Below are 16,943 nucleotides of genomic sequence, written 5' to 3'. Positions count from 1 at the left end.
GGTCGGGCCCACCATGGTGACGGAAGTAACGTCCAAACGCAGAGGGCTTAATATGCCGGTGGTAATATTCGCCGCATTGATGCCCGTAATATTAGCGCCGGCGCCGTAGAAATTGCCCGCGGTCAGATTGCCGCCAACAGTTCCGCTGGACACGTAGAAGGTAGATCCCGGTTGAAGAGTATTCGTATTGGTGATGAAATACGCGTCCAATGAATCGCTTTGGCCCATCGCATGAGAGTTGGCATGAGGCCCCGGCAGTATCCCTGTATGGGTATGGAGCGTGGTGGGGCCGCCGTAAGTCAAACTCGACACCTCAATAGCCGTTAAAAATTCATTCGCTCCGGCGCCGAAAACAACGGCGTTGGCCATGGGTGAAGCGCCGTTAAAAGCCACGCTGCGCCCGGCCCCAATAAGCACGCTGGTTGAAACATTGATGCCGCCCTGGCCGGCTGGGACGCTTAAACCGCTCAGCATGGATATTCCCGCAGGATCCAAGAAATACGCGGTATTCTCCGTGTCCGTGAAACTCGAGGCCCTGATCACGCCGGCGTCGAACGCGCCCGAACCATAGACATCGCCTTGAACCCGAAGCCGATAAGGCGCGGCCGACAAGGTTCCGATGCCCACGTTTCCGTCGCTGATAAACAGACTGCTTGATACGCGGACGCCCGTTTGGCCGTCGGCGGCTTTAATCGAACCGGCGCTCATCGTCAGCGATGAGACGGCCACATCCAACGAGGACAATGTATCCGACCCGCCCAAACCGTGAGTCCCGCCGTGAATGCCGACCGTGGCTCCGGTTGAAAGGTCCACCCATCCGTTGGAGTTATAGAGACGCAAACGGCCGGTGGCGCTGTTGTAATAGAGAAGCCCCAATTGGGCGGAAGGATCGGCGCCTTGAGGAATGAAGCGGCCGTTCATCAAAGTCAAGGTTCCGTCCACGGTTGCCGACGAAACATAGAACGTGGCGCCGGATTGCAAAGTATCCGTATTCCAAATATAAAGCGCGCTCCCGCTACCGAGTTGATTGCCGGGCAATGTTCCGGTGACCCTGGTCGTGGACAAGGCCCCTATTGTTTCCGAGAAAATATCAATCGTCGGGCCGACCATGGTCACTGAGGCAACATCAAGCCGGGCATTGGGCACAATCCCGCTGGCTAAATTACCGGCATTGAGATCGGTCAAAGCCGACGCATTTAAGGACGGCAAATTCCCGGCGCCGTCCAATCGAACAAGGGTATTGGCCGCGTTAAAAGAATTTCCCTGCAATGTGACCGCAGGATCAAGCCGGGCATTGGCCAAGGTTCCGGCCGTGATATTGGAAGCGTTCAGGCCGGTGATCAAAGAACCGGGGCCGACCAAGCCGCCCCACGCCGTCAATGTCCCTGCCGCGGAACCGCTGGTCACATAGAACGTGGCGCCTGACTGAAGCGTGTCGGTGTTAGCCACAAAATAAGCGCCTAAAGGATCGGTGCCGCCCAAGGCATGCGAAGCCGAATGCGTGCCCGGGACAACGCCGCTGTGCGTGTGCAGGGACGTTATGCCCCCATCCGTCAAATCAACGATCTGCCCGACGGAAAGCGACTGATTGGCGCCCGCGCCGAATAGAATTTGTCCCGCGGCCGGAGTTCCCGACGCGCCCAAACTCAACCCGCCGGGCAATTCGAGATGGCCGGACGTGGTGAATGTCGACACAGCCGAGCCTGCGGCGATGGTCACGGTCGCATCGCCCTTGATTTTTTCCGCCCACAACGAATGAACGGCAAACGGCGCGGACAAAAAGCGCACTCTGGGGGTCAAGGCCACGAGAGGATCCACGCCCGTGCTCACCTGAATCTCAAGATAAAGCGGCTCGTTGACGAAGATGCCGTCGGCCATGGGCGTCACGGAACCCAAGTCAAACTCATAGAGACCATTGGTGACGGTTTGATTTGTATAGCTTTCGGTCCACAACTCAGTGGGACCCGAAGGAGCGGTGAACAGCTTGAATGTGAAATTCACATTCGTTCCGGTAATCGGAACGCCGCCGGCATCGCGCAGATTACCCTGCCAATGGATGACTTTGGGCGAACTAGCGCCGAACGCTGCGGCAGCGAACAGAACCAAAACAGCAAATAAATGCGCTGATTTGACGATTTGGGCAGAGTTCGCCCTTACCCATGAACAAGGCGCGAGGCCCGAAGCAAGAACAGCCGTCCCTTCGGCGACGAAGGCTTTAACGCTCATTATCAAGCTCCGCAAGGAGCCGCCAAGGATCGCGAGCGTTCGTAGAACGCCCCCGACAATGCGTCGATTGTTCTCGTTCATGGGTTTTACCTCCCCAACGAATTTCTGATTTCGAAATTTTTTATTCATCATTTGCTTCTCACCCGGTCCATCTCACGTTGAACTTCGGCAAGGTCCACGCCGCTGCCTTCGAAACGCTTCACGATTCTCTGCAGCGCCCGGTACAGAATCTCCTTGCTCGCGTTCATGGATGCCAAGCGTTTATAATTGGCCCAAATCTGCTCGAAATCCTTTCGATCGCGGGCGATTTCCTGCTGCATGGATTCCCATTCCCGCTTGACCTCGCGGCGATCCCCGAAGGTGTCGAGCATATGCCGCAAAATCCGGACCAGCTCGGCCCTGGGCGCCAAAGATTTTTTGCGTTCCTGATAAAGCTTCCAGGCCAAGGCGAATTCGCTGTCGGAAACCTTCGGGCGTTCGGGCGCGGCAGGCGCCTGGATCATGGGGATCTCCTTGGGCGCCTGAGGAACCTGCGCGACCGGCGCCGCAGGGATATCGCGGGCCCTGGCTTCGCTGGCCGCCAACAATTTCTCGAAATCGCCGACCACGGTTTCGATTTCCCGTTCCAGGCGCTCCCGGGCTTTGCGCTCCTTGCGATAAAGATCCATGATTTCTTCCTCGGGCGGAGCCTCGCCGAAGCGGATCGTCAGGCTGATGCGATGATTGCCCTGGATTGATTCCAAGCCGCCCAACGGCATCTGAAATCCGTAATCCACGCTCAAAGCGTTGGACTTCCAGCTGACACCGGCGGCCACGGTGCGCCATGAACGATTGCCGATGCCCAGGGAACCCCTGAAACCGAACGAGCCGAACTGAGCCGTGGGGATCAAACGCTCGGCGCCCAGAGCGATGCGCTGATCCTGAACGCTCTCGATGCGATTTTTAAGCTCCAAATTGCCGACAAAAACAAGATAAGGACCCGCTTGATACGCGGTGCCCACGCGATAACTCCTGCGCAGCTTGTCCGCGATCTTGGGATCAAGAGCCAAGTTGGGCTCGTTGATATCGCCCATGCTCAATCCCAGAGACCAGCCGGAGGCATGGCGCCAATTCCAACCTAAATCCAAGCTCATGGCTTTTTTCTCGCGTCCGCCGGAAAGAACAGGATCGGCGCGGTTGGTCGCTTTGCCGGTATTGTCCAAGGCATTGTTGTTCGTGCGCACATCGCCGAACGTGCGCCGGATTTGCTTGACCGTGGTGCCGACTTGCATCTGCCCGCCGAGCATGCGCGTCGTAAACGAACGGCCGTAAGAAAGATAGAAAACCTCTTCGCTGAAGAGATTCACCAGCCGGTCTTGAGTGCGCGATTCCAGGCTGAACAAAGAACGGGCCAAACCCAACGCTTGATTGGGTCCGCGCACGCGCTTCCAAGGGTAAATAAACCCAAGATAGGACTCCTCGAGATTTGAATTATCCGTCAGGCCCAAAAGCAATTTGGCGTAATCCATAGAAATCTCGGGATTAGCGGCTAAGGCCAATTGCGCAGGGTTGTAGTAAATGCCGTAAGCTCCTTGAGCCGCGCCGGCGGTCACGGCTTCGCCGAGTCCGATTTGCCGCGCGCCATGTCCGCTGCTTTGCAATGAGGCGGCATGAAGTGAAGTAAGCTGCATACTGCCTGTTGCAGTTAAAAAGACGATGAACGCGCTTCTGACTTTTTTCATCGCGCCACTACAATCGTTCCGTTAAAAATTTGCCCCTCGGCTTCGAGTTGAAAAACATAAACGCCGCCGGGAACCGCCTGCCCGCGGGAATCCCGGCCGTCCCATTTCTTGGAATCAGCGGTCGGACCTTGAATCAAGTCCGCGACATAACCGCCCGTCAAGTCGAAAATTTTTCCCGTGACGCGCACGTCTTTGGGATTTGAATACCTGAAAATAACCACGTCGTTTAATCCGTCGTTATTAGGGGTGATGATTTTAGGCTCGACCTGGGAAATATCGAAATCAAATCCCAGCTCCCGATAAAGCTTTTGCACGTAATACTTGCCCAGATTGACCACTTCGGCGGACACGGTTCGTTTTTCTTTATCGACTTCGCCGTAAACTTTAACGCGCTCCAGTCCGTTGTCCCAGTAAAGACCCAAGAACCGATCCGCCTGATCAAGGGGTACCGGGTCTTCGGAAACCAGAGGCTGGCCGCCTTGCGATTGCAAACCCGACGCCTTGAAGGAGTTGAACGTCACATCCCCCTTGACGCCCGAGCCGTAACGCAGCACTACCTTAGCCACAGGTTCAGGGAACGCCACGTTTTCAAGAATGCGGCCCGTTTCCGCATGTTCGGCCCAGTAATTCATGGCCGTATACGTAATGCTGGTTTCCTCTTCAGGAAGCTCACGAGACCTGATCGTCAACGGAACACCGTAGGGATTCGACTGCGGCCTGATAAAGCGGGCCATATGCTCCGGCAGCATCACATAAGAGGCTTTATCGTCCGCCAGGGCATAGAGGCGCCCCAGACTGTCGACGATCAAGCTTTCATTGGAACGGTTGCCGAAAGCATCCACGGCGCGCATCTGATAAAAAACAAGCGCGTCCGCGCTCATCTCATGGGAAAAAGTATCGGCCGCGATCTGATAGAGCAGACCCCAGGGTCCGCTGACGGCGCTGGAGGAATAAATCTCGTACTTCTCGATTTCATGCGGCATCGGAGCGTAGGGCGCCGTGATTGTGGCGCCGTCTACGGTGTAACGCGGCGGAAGCCAAGTCAACGCCATCCGCTTTTTTTCTTGAATGATCTCGGCCAGAAGAGCGACCGGTTCTTTAGGCGCCGTGTTTTCTCTCAAGCGCGTAGCGCCTAAACGGCCCGGCGAAATATTGCCGGTATTGTCGATCGCGATGATCATGTAATAGAACGTGGAATAGAGCAGGTCGATTCCAGGCACAAAATCGTTATGGCTCATAGCCCCGCCTAAAATGGGCGTCATCGTGCTCAACACGACGCTTTGATCCGGCAGCTTAAAACCCATCGGCAGCGGTTGACCCTTGGTAATCAAGGCTCTATCCGGCGGCACGCCGATGCTTCGAATCAAAACCAAATGCGCGGCGTCCGATGACAGGGGAACGGTCCAGGTAAGATGATTGAGCTTGTCCGTCACCGTATCCGAAACCACGATGAAATTCTCCACATCGGGCGGCGGCGTGTTGTCCAAAAATTTAGTGACCAAATTGGAGAGAGGGGAGCCGTTGCCCCGTTCATCGAACGAACGCACGGCAAAGTGAATGTAGCGCTCCGAAGCCAAATTCTGGATCACAATGCCGTGTTGAACAAAAGGGGTGGTTACGGTCGGGATGACGATTTTAAATGCGCTGCTTTCAAAATTGGCGACACTGGTGAACGGAGATGCCGATGAAAGCGTGGTCGCGTACCCGACTTCAAAACGGCCCTCTAAAATTCCGCTAAAGCCGTCGTCGCCAGGGCTTGTCCAGGTCATCTGAGCGGTGGCGTCTTGCGTCAGAGTGACGGCCAGGTTGGTAATCGCCGCCGGCGGGGTCACGTCCCACTGCGCCCAGGCATAGACGATATTGGAAACCCCGGAAAAATTGCCGTCGTTGTCCCTGGTAAAAACGCCGAAATAATACGTCGCCCCGGGAATCAGATTAGGAATCATCCGGCCATGGAGCGACCCCTGGGCCGCGGAGGTGGTGATGATGATTTTATTGCCCGGTCCGGGAACGAAGACCGTGTCCACGGCCGTGCTCCAATCGATACGAAATTCGGACGGCGGCACGAGATTCCCGCCGAAGCCGTCGTCGCCGGTCGCGGTCCAACGAAGTTCGATTTGTCCTTCCGCCTGCCCGGGCGTCGCCGCCAAATCCGTGATCGCCGCCGGCGGAATCCTCAACGTGGCGGTGGAAATGAAATCCGTGAACGCGGTGGTGGCTTGAACGGCGTTCTCGGCGCGAACCCGGTAATGAGCCGTCGCGCCCTCGGCCAGCGAAGCATCGATAAACGTGGTCGTGGTGATGGGCGTAGGGAATGTAAACCAGTTCAGTTGATCAAAAGACCGCTGCACGAAATACTTGACCAACGGGCCGTTGTTGTTGGCGTTCCACTGGAGGGTCACGCTGGTGCCGACAAAAGCGAAAAGAAAATTCGAAGGGATATTGGGCAACGTCCAGGCGCTGATGGCTTGGGAGCGGGAGCTTCCCGTGATGTTGTAGGAAACAACGGCGCGTGATGCGATGAACACCCCGGATAAAAATCCCGTCTCCGAATATTCCGTGGTGCTGAAGGATAAGTCGCCGCTGATCGAAGCGCCTGTTTCAGCGTTGATGAGTTTCTGCGCGCCTTCAACGGCCGTGCCCGCGATCCAGGACCAGCGCACGCTCGCAGTCGTCAACTCCGCGATTTGGAAATTGCCGGGGCCGACCGGATTCGGAGGATGAGTCCAGATATTTGTTGAAGCCGAAGGCAAGCTTTCGAAACCCACGCGGTCGATGGTCGTGACCCGGTAGTAATAAGTCACCCCGTTGTCCAAACCCAAATCAAGAAAACTCAACGTGGGCGTATTGGTGGCCAGGGCAACCGATTGCGTGAAGCCCGGCACCGTTGTCCGGAACACGTTGTAGCTCGTGGCATCAGCGGATAAAGACACATCCCAGATCACTTGGGCTGCGTGGTGGAAAATGAACGAATTCATGCGCACGTTAGTCGGCGGCAGGGGAGGAATGTCGCTGGCTTTGGCAAAATTGTTTTGATTGACGCCCCCGGTTCTCAACCAAACGCCGGCGCGATTGACCGAGTTAACCGCGCGGATGGCGAAGTAGTAAGTGGCGCCGAACTGATTGAGGCCGGTCGTCAAGAACACCTCGGATGCCCCGGCCGGAGCGGGCAACGGCAACGGGCTCGAAAAACAAGCGCTGGAGGGCGCGCTCGAAACATCGGTTCTCAGCCAATCCGCATCGTTTTCAATGTTGGCGGTGGTGGAGCAAACGATTTGATAACGCACGGCCTGGCCCGCGTTGCCGGAATGGCCGGACGCGGTCCAACGCAAAAGAATCGCGCCGTCAAGCACATCGGAAGTCGTGGCCACAAGATCGGTGATCGGAGCAGGACGCGGGGTGCGCACATGAATCTCGATACTTTTTGTCGCAGCCAGAGCAACCGCTCGCGAACCGATGACAACGGCTGATAAAGCCAAAACTAAACCAATGCTTTGAGCGCATACGCGCGCGCGTATAATAGAAGCCCTCTTTCGCAGAGCTCCGGAGGACGCTGGCCCGTCAAGAGACGGGACCCCAGCAGGCAATTTAAATCTAAAGTAAGCAGCGTACTTCATGTTTCTGATTAAAAAAACACAAAGCTTCGCCAACCAAATCATTTTAAAGTTCCCCTCCAGGCAAACTTTTAGAATGAATTGGCTGCCGCTGCTGTGACTGTGATCGACATTGTTTGATATTCATCGTAAGACGTCGACGTCGGCGTGCGAATCTGAAACCAAAGATTTCGAATGGCGTTGCTGATTACTCCGTCGGCTAAACCGCCCGGCGCGCTGGCCGGTTGGCTGGTGCCGGCATCGGTATCAAAAATGATCCAGCCGTTGGTCGTGCAGTTGCCGGACGTGTCCGCGGGCGGGCGAACGGCGCCGTCTAAGGTCACTTGCCAGCACAACTGGAAAAAATCCGGAGCCGGCAGGCTGCCTAAAAGCCAATTGACCTGGCTGCTGGGTCCCGTGCTGTACGTTGAAACATTGATGCGATAGTCCTGCGTGCGCCCGCTCGAATCATTGACCACGGCCAGGCTGGAGATGGCGACGGCCGTTGAAGAAACGGCCATATCTCCGAAATCGTAATAGGTCGTGGGAACGGCCAAAGAGATCGCCGGGGCCACGCGCACGTGAATGGCGATATTTTTCGACGCGGCTTCAAGCGCCGGGCTATGGGCGATTAAAAAGGCGAATGACGCGAAAACGATAACGCCTTTTTTCATTTTACTGATCACCTCGCAATTTCTTGTGCTCATTTAACCGTCTCCACGAAAATTTGAGTAGCCGGCCGCCAATCGACCGGGGCCCCGTCGATCACCGCCTCCAGCACGCAGGCGAAGCGGCGGCCCCTGGATTCATCGGGCAGAGCCAAAGCGACATGGACGCGCTTTTCTTTTTTGGATCTGATTTTGATGCGCTGCGACGCGCTCACCCAGGAAGGATCGGGGCAATCCTCGTAGCCCGAAGGCAACCCGACTCCGGCTTGTTCGAAACTGCGGACAGTCAGCGCCAGTCTTTGTTTACGTTCGCTGGTGTTGACCAAGCGGAAAATAGCATGCCCGTCTTTTTGCGCGTCATAGGCGCGTCCGGCCGCAACGTCGGCTAAAATGACCTTAGGCGGCCAAAACTCAACGGCCCAGAGGCTTCTGTTCTTGATTCCCTGCACATGCCGCGCCAAGTCTTCGGTTGATAAGCGTTTCGCGGCCACGCTCAATCGCAGAGAGGACAAGAGGCCCAATTGCAGGCCCGGGCCAACGCTTCTGGACCAAAAATTAACCTGAAACTTTTTGCCCAACAAACGATTGTCGTCCGGGATAGCGATCACGATGTCCGTCGCCCCTTCCCGCCCGGCCTTGATTTTGAATTCGCTTTTCTCGAGCTTCACCCAGCCGATATCCGGAATCGGCTCAAAGCCGTCCCTGGCGGCTTCCGGCTTTTGCACATCAACGCGGATCAACACCGCCGACTCGCTTTTATTTTGCACGGACAACGGCAAACCGGCCGCTTCAAGAATGCCGTAGGCGACGCCGGGCTGAACATCATCGATCGTGACCTCGGAAAAACGGGAAGCCAATCCCGCCGCCCGTAAAATCCCGGGCATGCCGGATAAAAACAACATCAACAATATTTTTAATTTCATTGTCTCTCCGCCGTTACCGTGACCGTTAAATCCTGCTGATCCGTAGTCGAGGTCGACAGGGGCGTCAGCAAGCGCATCCAGACATTGCGCACCGTGCCCGTGGCGACGTTGACGCCGGTCTGGCTGCCGTCGATTGTGTAGCGCCCGCCGTCCGCCGTCGTCTGCGACCACTGGGGCGTCATCAAAATCGCGTCTTCAAATCCGTAATCGCCGTCCGCGGGCCGCGTGGGGTGGAAGGCTGCCTGAACCGCAAGCACATCCGCGCCCGGTGAAGCGGCCACGGTCCAAGGCGTGCCCGCAGTCGAGGTAGTGATGTGCAAGCTATATTTAGCGGCGGCGTTGCCGGTATTGAGCACAAGCGGAGAAGCGGCGGCCACGCTCGAGGTGACTTGAGTGAACGTCCCGAAATCATAATCCGCGCCGGAAATCGAAATCGCCACGCCCGCCACCTGGGAAGCGGCGGAAGGCGAATTGGAAACTTCAGCCCGATTGCCGTTGTGATCCTTGGCCCGCACCGCAAAATAATACGTGACCCCCTCCAGTAAACCTCCAAGGGTCAGCGTTTCCGTATTATTCGGCGCCTGAGGGTTCCAAGCCTGGGTCGACGCTACGGCCTGCTGCCAGGCTGTTTCATTGTTGACCGGCATTTCCGTTGAGTAACGGATGTCATAATTCTTGGCCGTAAATTCATTGCCGGAAGCGCCCGGGGCCGGGAATTGAAGATTGGCTTCCCCGGGAAAAGCGCCGGTCGCAGCCGTCATATCCGGCACGCGGCGGGGATACTCGTATGTGGGGATCAAGCCGCTTTGATGATTGAAGCCGGAAGAACTTTGCGCGAAGCGTGAGGCGTAGGAAGTGAATCCCGTGCTGCGGAACGCTCCGGCGGCGGGCCGGGTGGAGCCGACCGAAGAATAGTAGCCCCGTTTCTCCCGGAACACGCCGCCGGAGAGCTCCATCGCGGACAAGTCGCGGTTCGCCGGCCCAGAACCAAAAGCCAAGGCGATGCCCAACAGCAATCGCCTCAACCAAATTCTCAGCTCGCGAGGCGCGACCCGATGATTCACCAGATTCCCATCTCCTCAAGTTTCTTAATCAGCTCCTGGACCCCGAACGGTTTGGCCAGGTAGCCGTTGGCGCCGGCGGCCATGATCGCGCGCCGGTTTTCTTCCGTGTCATAGCCGGTGATCGCCAAAATTTTGACGCCGGCAAGTTCCGCGTCTTCGCGAATCGCCCGGCAGATTTTAAACCCATTGATTCCAGGAAGCATCAAATCAAGAATCACCAAATCGGGTAAAATTTCGCTCGTTTTTTTGCCCGCCGTGAAACCGTCCGAAACAACGCTTAAATCAACGGCCGGCATTTTTTTGCCGTTGCCGGAGGGCTTGTTTGAATAGAGCTCAAAGGCCGAACGCACAAAGTCAACGACCTCAGGTTCATCGTCAACCAAGAGCACGACCAAATGGTTCTGGCGCCGCCCCATTTCCGCTTTGATTTCATCAAGGCTGCGGCCGCGTTTAGAGAGGGAGTGGATAAAACCCAGCCGCCGCATTGAACTTTCAACATCGTAAAGACGATGGCCGCCGTCCGTTTCCATGGCGACTTGCAGCAATCCGATATCGGTATAGTGCCTGATTGTTGAACTTAGCACGGAAGCCTTCTTGGCAAGGTCACTGATGCGAACGTAATTATCCGTCACTTGGTCCTCCTAAAAATTCCTGAAGCTGAATCATGCTGTTTACTGTCTATTTGGCTCAAAAAACAAATTAAACTAATTATTTCTTGCATTTTTGCCCCTCTAGTGAGCTTTTATCCCCAATTTTGGCCCAAGTCAAGGATAGTTAGGCTCAAAATTTGGGGAGTTCTCGTACGCGCGCGCATAGGCGTACGCTGTCATCTGGGCCTTTATAGAAGGCGTTTCGCCTTCTATAAGCAACCTTACGAAGGCGTCGCTTCCGGATCCGTCTCTTCGGCCGTGGCCGCGCCGGAGCCGCTTGAAGCCATCAGAAATCCGTTCCTGCCCTTGAATTTCATCTGATAAAGAGCCTGATCGGCGCTGGCCATGAGAGTTTCCAGGTTAGCGCCATCTCTCGGGTAAAGCGCGACGCCCATGCTGGCAGTTAATCTGATTTCTTTGGGCGGATCAGCGGGATAAACCAAGCGGATATCGCGGATCGCAGCCAATACGCGTTCGGCGACGATCAGAGCATCTTGTTCGTTGGCGTCGCCCAAGAGCACCGCGATCTCATCGCCGCCCCACCGGGCCGCGAAATCGCTCTGGCGGATCACCGCGTTGACGGCCGCGCCAACGCCGGCGATGGCCCGGTCGCCCATTTGATGCCCGAAGGTATCGTTGATCTCCTTGAAAAAATCAAGATCCATCATGCACACGGCAAAACTTCTTTTGTGCCGATAGGCGCGGTAAAACTCATCCTGGAATCGTTGTTCAAAATAACGCCGGTTCGGCAAATGAGACAGCGCGTCATAAAGAGACAGACGTTCACCGAGCAGATGGCGGATCGGCCGTGAAATCGGCTCTTGGCTGATCAAATTATCCACGACTAAAACGCCGATTTCCTTGGTCTGCACTTTCAGCGGGAGATAAAGCACTTTGTCGTGATTCGCCAAGGGATGCTCCAAAATGCGCGACCAAGGATCTTGCCTTAAGCTTTGCCAAAGAATTTCAATCAAGCTGCGCGATTCGCCGATGACGATCGGGTAACGCTCTTGAACGATCGAGCGTACGCCGTGATTGATGCCGACTTCCAACTCGCCTTTAAGCGTGGCGCCCGACGCTTCGACAAGGTACAAACGCAAACGATCAAAACCAAACAAGCGATGAATTCCTTCGACGATGAGCCTCAGCCTGTCCTCCAAACGCAGGCTGGTCACGAACAGCCAGGACAACTCGCTGAACGACTCGATCTGGGAACCCTGCCGGCGCATGCGCTCACCCAACAACGCCAGGCCGAGCCATTCCCCCAGCTCTTGCGCGCAAGCGACCAGCAAAGCCCGCTCGGTCACGGGGGTAACGACGGCTTCCAAGATGCCCCGGTTTTCCGAAGCCATTCTCTCCGTCTCTTTAAGCGGCAAGGTTGCGTTTAATGAGCTTTCCGCATGAAGCTTGATCAACAGCGTCTGCGTGGGTTCGTCGTCGGAGCCGCCTAAAATTTCCACATCGCGTTCGCCGAAGAGCAATTCGCGCATCGGCGCTCCTTCCCAAAGGGGTTCCTCGCGTTCGCCGGGTTCGATCTCGCCGCCGGCTTTGATCACCAGGGTTTCCTTCAAAAAATCTCCGCGTTCATCGAGCAAAAAAACGCTCCCCTCATGAACGCCCAGTTCCCTTTGAAAAAACCTCAACGCCGTCGTCAGCAAATCCTGAGCCTCCAACGACGACAACCTCAGCTCCTTGCGAAAACGATACAGCGCTTCGTAGAGAGAGGGACTTTCGATGGTTTCAAAACTCATGGTGATGATTTCTCCTGCCCGCCGGCGGCCGGCGTCTCTTCTGCCGAGCCTGAGGGAGCGCCTGATCCGTAGAGGGTCGCCAACAGCCGGTATTCAGCCACCGCCCGCGAGACGACGGCCGCGATATGACGGGCGTCCGAAACCCCATCGTGGAGAGCATACATATGCAAACGCATCAACGAATCCTCGAAAACTTTCATCACCGGAGCCAAATAGGGCGATCGGGCGATCCAGCGTTGATGTGAAGTCGCGGACCAATAGACTTCGCGGATCATCGGATCAGCAATGCCGTCGAAGAAAGATTCCCACAAAGGCAAGCGCGCGGGCAAGACGCCCAACTGAATCGACGCCGACGACCAAGCCTCGTCATCGCCGAGCCAGGCTTCCAGCACGGCCAAAATTTCCGCGCCTCCGAGCTCAAGAGGCCGACGCGTCACCCCCAAGGCAAACTCCTCCGCAACGACGACCGGCTCCGTGATTCTCGGCGGCAGCAGGCACCCGATGCGCGGGTCGTTCTGACGTAAAGCCGATGGAAACGCCGTGGAAATTTGGCAAAACGCTTGATCAGGAAACCGCCCCACGGTTTTAAAACCGCGTTCCGCAGCCAAACGCTGGGGGGCGGAATCGGATTGAGCCCAAGAACCTGTCTCCGGAACCAACGCGTTCAACATCGCTTCCAGCGCCCTCAATGCTTCGGCCTGATGAAAAGCCGGCATTAAATTCAACGGATCTAAGAATTGCCCTCCGAAATTTAGAATCCACCACATGGCCATGGCGCCGGTCAGCGGCATTTCCAGGGCGCGCAGTCCCAAATTCTTCTCCCTGGCCGCCGCCACCGCGGACATCCATCCGCTATAGGTTTCCAAATCCTCCGGCGTCTTGTTCAACAGCCGCAAAAGATCTTTGCGATAAAACAACGAAGTCAATCCTACCATCCAGGGCAAGGTGATCAATTCGTTCTTGGGTCCGGAAGCCCCGCCGGACGTTTTCACCGGTGGGTTGGTGGATACGGCCGAATAATTCGATCCGAGAACGTGCTCAATTAATTTTTCCCACCGGGCCGGCTCCCATTCGATGTCGCGCGTCCTGGCCAGAAGATTCAGGTATTCCATCGACTCCTGCCAAGCGAGCGGGTATTCGATGATGCTGGGAAAGTTGTTCTCCGGATAATTCTCTCTTTTGACCAGTTCAACGCATTCAGCCCAAAGCCGATGGCCAGGCAAAATTCTCCAATGGATGGCGACGCGTCCGTTGGTGACCGCAGCAGTGTGGCGGGCTAAAAATTCCAAACATTCGGCCTGAGCTTTTTTATCCGGACGCTCAAGCAGCCAAATGATCATTTACTCTTTATTTTTCCAGAGACGGCCGTAGGTCCAATAGGCTTTGCGGGGCTGGCGCAGCAGGGCTCCTTCGGGGCCTTCGCCCAACGCCATCAGACCGTAGAACTCCGCATAATCATGGCCGTCGGCGAAAGGCCCGGCCTCTCCCGGCGTCGAATCGCGGACATGCGCCCGGCTCGTCTGCGACGGGGCGTCGCGCCACCAGCCGTCCACCCACTCCCAAACGCAGCCGCCCACTGATACGCCGGCGCCCGCGCCGCCGCCTTGATGATATTCGATATCCTGCCATGAGCGGCGCAAGGCCAACGATTGCAATTTTTCGGCTTCAGGCTCTTTAGTTCCGGCGGCATAAGACGGCATGCCGTAGTCCATAACCAAAACAGGTTTTCCCCAGATCTCTTTAAGCGGGCGCCAAAAACTTTCCCCGAATCCGTGGAATCCACGATAAGCCGTCACACCCAAGACATCGGCCTGCGCCATGGCCACGACCACCGCCGGTAAATCGCGCAAATCGTGAGTCACAAAAATAACAGGATGAAGCTGATCGATTTCCTTGACCGCGGCCACGGCCTTGGCGGCAAATTCGAGATAGGCCTTGGCATTGGATCTGGGCATGAGACCCCCGGCGGAATGAATGCTGTGTGAACCCAAAGCCCAACCCAAAAGATAATCCTTGTTTTTATGACGGTTCACCAATCGGCGCAAACGCAGGAGTTCCCTGTTTTGATCGGCCGGATCGGCATAATTGATCCGGCTCATCCATGGTTCCGGCAAAGCGGCGCGATCGGTATTCAAGCTGTCGGCAATAATGAAGTAAAGTCCCCAACGCCGGTGCGCCTCTTCTAGAACGGCGGTATCCGAGGGAGGGCGCGGCAAAACAACGGTATTGACGCCGGCTAAGGCCATGAGACCGAAATCACCGAGCTTGGGCTCCCCGCGATCAGCACGGCCGTTTTTATTGCCGTCGATCCAGGTTTCCAGGATATCCGGCCGCCCGTTTTCGTTTCGATCGGCCGTCCAACCGGTATCCCAAAAACCAGCCGCTTCGACGGAGGGAGCGCTCAAATCATCGCTTGCGACTTCGCGATCAGCCTGCGGCAAAGGCCGCGATAAGCGGCTTTTCCACTTTTTCCAAAAACCCTCGGGCTCCGGCGCCGGCGGCACCGGAGGGGGCACATAATGAACGCCGCGGACGAACATCGGCCGGCCGCGGACTTTCATCAACCAATGCCCGTTGCCGTAAGAGCTCAACTCCACGCCTTTGGATGATCCGATGGTACGCTCCGGCTCCTGGGATGACAAATCTTCGGCCGACGGCTTGTTGCCGTGGCTCACTTTAAAAAGTCGCCCCGGCCAAATGCGCAACACATCGTTCGACTCCTTATCGTCGTAGCCGTTCTCAACGCGTATTTCTCCGCCCATATAGCGCAAACCAAGATTGGGGTATTGCCGAGTTAAAAAATAAACCGCATCCATGGCCTTGACCCCCAGATAATCGGGCCAAAAAGCCGGAAAATTTCGCAAAGGATCCTGCTCGAATGGAAAATGAATGACCGTGGCATAATAAGCCTCGATCGCCTCGGGTATGCGGCCGGCCCGCTCAAGACACTGAGCATAATTAAACTGACGGACGCCTTCGGCGAATCGGGGATCATAAGATTGCCAGGGATCGAGTCGCCCCCAAAAATCAAGGCATTCCTTCGTCGGCAAGACCCAAACCTTGTGCTTCTGAATCAAGGTATTCGAATCGATCCGGGACTCGGCCTTCGCCGGACGGATATTAGGATAAACCCCGGTCGGCAAATGGCGTTTCAACGCTTCTTTGTCGTCAAGGCGATAACTATAGTCCGGGCTGCCGACATTGTCGAATTGACCGTATTGATCGTAGGGAACGGCCGGCTGAAGTGAACCGGCCGCCCGGGGGCACGCAAAGATGGCGGCAACCAGAATCAATCTTAATCTGGACACAATCACAATATTATCCCTCCTTGGCATATTTCGCCGGGGTCTCCAGGGCAATAAATTGTAGGACTTTTTGCCCAATCAGAAATGGGACTTTCGTCCTAAATCTGATATTTTTTTAGTATTTGCGATCAGATGGGCGATAATGCCCGCTGAAAATCCATTATCGATGTTGACCACGCAAACGTTGCTGGCGCACGAAGACAGCATGGTTTGAAGCGCAGTGCGCCCCCCTTCCGAAATTCCGTAACCCACGGATGTCGGGACCCCGATAATCGGGAAAGGGCACAAACCTCCGACCACGGAAGGCAACGCCCCTTCCATCCCGGCGCAGACAATGGCGCAGCTTAATTGTTCCAAGTGCCCGCTATTGTCATAAAGACGGTGGATGCCGGCCACGCCTACGTCATAAAGACGCCGCACGCTGCTGCCGAGGACTTCACAGGTAAAAGCAGCCTCCTCAGCCGCAGGGATATCTCCTGTTCCCGCTGTAATAACAGCGATGGAAGCGTCATGGACTTGACCTTTTGAAATTTGAAATGAAAAATTCTTGGGCAAAAAAGCCAATGCCCGCGCCTGATGATTGGCGCGCGAGCGCCTTCGGCTTAACCGCGCCAAAATCTTCGCCTGAGCCGGCTTGAGCCGAGTGAAAATCAAAGGCGAGCCGGCGGGTGCGGCTAAATAACGGCGGGCAATGATTAAGAGCTGTTGATTTGTTTTTGACGGCGAATAAACCGCCTCAGGGAATCCCTGACGCTCGGAGCGCCGGTGATCGAGCTTGGCGAAGCCCAAATCAATATAGCCGTTCGTCTTTTTTTCCGTCGATAAAACCATGGAATTTTATTTTACCAAGTCAGATAGGTAAATATAAATTACCCTAAACATCATCGATCAAGTCAATAAACCGGCCAGAGACTTTTTTCCGAAAAGACCCTCGATGAAACAACCGGCAACAGGCATGATTATTCATCGCCGACCAAGATCGGCGCGGAGAATTGTCTCGTGTGCGATGGCAATATCCGCGCCGATCTAAAACTAAAAAACC

General features: G+C 55.9%; 11 protein-coding genes. All 11 read right to left on the bottom strand.

The window, feature by feature from the left end; all coding sequences use genetic code 11:
• Nucleotides 1-2,226: hypothetical protein (locus HYT79_06515; protein ID MBI2070240.1), on the bottom strand; the 2,226-nt coding region annotated here is incomplete at its 3' end.
• A 128-nt stretch (nt 2,227-2,354) separates the two neighbouring features.
• Complete coding sequence (traF, locus tag HYT79_06510) at nt 2,355-3,947, bottom strand: conjugal transfer protein TraF (protein MBI2070239.1); 1,593 nt, start codon at nt 3,945-3,947, stop codon at nt 2,355-2,357.
• Nucleotides 3,944-7,426 (bottom strand): gliding motility-associated C-terminal domain-containing protein, encoded by a 3,483-nt coding sequence (locus HYT79_06505; GenBank protein MBI2070238.1) that lies wholly within the window; start codon nt 7,424-7,426, stop codon nt 3,944-3,946. The genes traF and HYT79_06505 overlap by 4 nt, the downstream gene beginning before the upstream one ends.
• Before the next feature lie 206 nt (nt 7,427-7,632).
• On the bottom strand, nt 7,633-8,247 hold the full coding sequence (locus HYT79_06500) for a hypothetical protein (protein ID MBI2070237.1): 615 nt from the start codon (nt 8,245-8,247) through the stop codon (nt 7,633-7,635).
• Nucleotides 8,244-9,131, bottom strand: coding sequence for a hypothetical protein (locus tag HYT79_06495; protein MBI2070236.1), 888 nt, complete (start codon nt 9,129-9,131; stop codon nt 8,244-8,246). Before HYT79_06495 ends, HYT79_06500 begins: the two co-directional genes overlap by 4 nt.
• Nucleotides 9,128-10,195, bottom strand: coding sequence for a hypothetical protein (locus tag HYT79_06490; protein MBI2070235.1), 1,068 nt, complete (start codon nt 10,193-10,195; stop codon nt 9,128-9,130). The genes HYT79_06495 and HYT79_06490 overlap by 4 nt, the downstream gene beginning before the upstream one ends.
• Complete coding sequence (locus HYT79_06485) at nt 10,192-10,827, bottom strand: response regulator (protein ID MBI2070234.1); 636 nt, start codon at nt 10,825-10,827, stop codon at nt 10,192-10,194. The genes HYT79_06490 and HYT79_06485 overlap by 4 nt, the downstream gene beginning before the upstream one ends.
• Nucleotides 10,828-11,066: 239 nt before the next feature.
• Entirely contained in the window at nt 11,067-12,596 is a 1,530-nt protein-coding gene (locus HYT79_06480; GenBank protein ID MBI2070233.1) for a sensor domain-containing diguanylate cyclase, read from the bottom strand.
• Nucleotides 12,593-13,936, bottom strand: a complete 1,344-nt coding sequence (locus tag HYT79_06475) for a hypothetical protein (protein ID MBI2070232.1) — start codon at nt 13,934-13,936, stop codon at nt 12,593-12,595. Before HYT79_06475 ends, HYT79_06480 begins: the two co-directional genes overlap by 4 nt.
• Nucleotides 13,937-15,904 (bottom strand): hypothetical protein, encoded by a 1,968-nt coding sequence (locus HYT79_06470; GenBank protein MBI2070231.1) that lies wholly within the window; start codon nt 15,902-15,904, stop codon nt 13,937-13,939.
• A gap of 75 nt (nt 15,905-15,979) precedes the next feature.
• On the bottom strand, nt 15,980-16,732 hold the full coding sequence (larB, locus tag HYT79_06465; protein ID MBI2070230.1) for a nickel pincer cofactor biosynthesis protein LarB: 753 nt from the start codon (nt 16,730-16,732) through the stop codon (nt 15,980-15,982).
• Nucleotides 16,733-16,943: the final 211 nt, after the last annotated feature.

The organism is Elusimicrobiota bacterium (assembly GCA_016180815.1).
In the GTDB taxonomy this organism is placed as follows: domain Bacteria; phylum Elusimicrobiota; class Elusimicrobia; order JACQPE01; family JACQPE01; genus JACPAN01.
The sequence above is the reverse complement of the archived record's forward strand: the minus strand, read 5'-3'. Positions and strand labels throughout refer to the sequence as shown.